The 575-nt window shown below is 65.6% G+C and carries 2 pseudogenes; one reads left to right on the top strand and one right to left on the bottom strand.

Annotated elements, in window-relative coordinates:
• Nucleotides 1–316: pseudogene (locus G3T14_RS24560) on the bottom strand (IS66 family transposase); the annotation flags it as partial.
• Nucleotides 317–356: 40 nt separating this feature from the next.
• Here G3T14_RS24560 and G3T14_RS25345 point away from each other — a divergent pair.
• A pseudogene (locus G3T14_RS25345) lies at nucleotides 357–458 on the top strand (integrase core domain-containing protein); the annotation flags it as partial.
• Nucleotides 459–575: the final 117 nt, after the last annotated feature.

The following is a 575-nucleotide window of genomic DNA, read 5'->3' as shown; positions in this document are numbered from 1 at the left end:
GCACGACCTCCGGCAACTCGATCCGCTCGGAAAGGCTGACGACCTCGGCTGACAGCGCCGCGTGCAGGTCGCCGCCACAGCACGAACAGCGATGGGGACGATGGTCGACAACCGCACTGGGCTCGTCGCTCATCACGCGGCTATGGCCCTCGTGCCCAGGCTTGGCACCACCGGGTTTGGCCTGCTCGCGCCGCTCCTTGTGGTCGGTCGCGGGCGGCTTGGAAGACGTGCGCGAGGTCTTCGCCGGGCGCTGTATCCGCAGCACCAGCTCGATCAGTTCCTCGCGGCTCAGCCGCTCAAGATCGCTTCGGCCCATCCCACGAGGGAATCAGCGAAACCCAACCCGCGCAAGGGGGTGGGTAATTACCTACAATGAGCGCAGGCCCCATTCGAGCCTTGACCGACGCACCCCAGACGAAGCCTACTTCGACAGGCTGCCGCATCCCGCGGCCGCCTGAACCCGGCAGGATATCCACTTATCCAGGCCCAGATCGCTGTTCAGACAAACCGAGCCACCTCTGACCACATCCTCGACCTTGGCGGCGAAGGCGGGATCGCGCGAGCGTTTGAACGTG

Origin of the sequence: Methylobacterium sp. BTF04, assembly GCF_010692745.1 — a bacterium.
GTDB lineage: Bacteria > Pseudomonadota > Alphaproteobacteria > Rhizobiales > Beijerinckiaceae > Methylobacterium.
The sequence above is the reverse complement of the archived record's forward strand: the minus strand, read 5'-3'. Positions and strand labels throughout refer to the sequence as shown.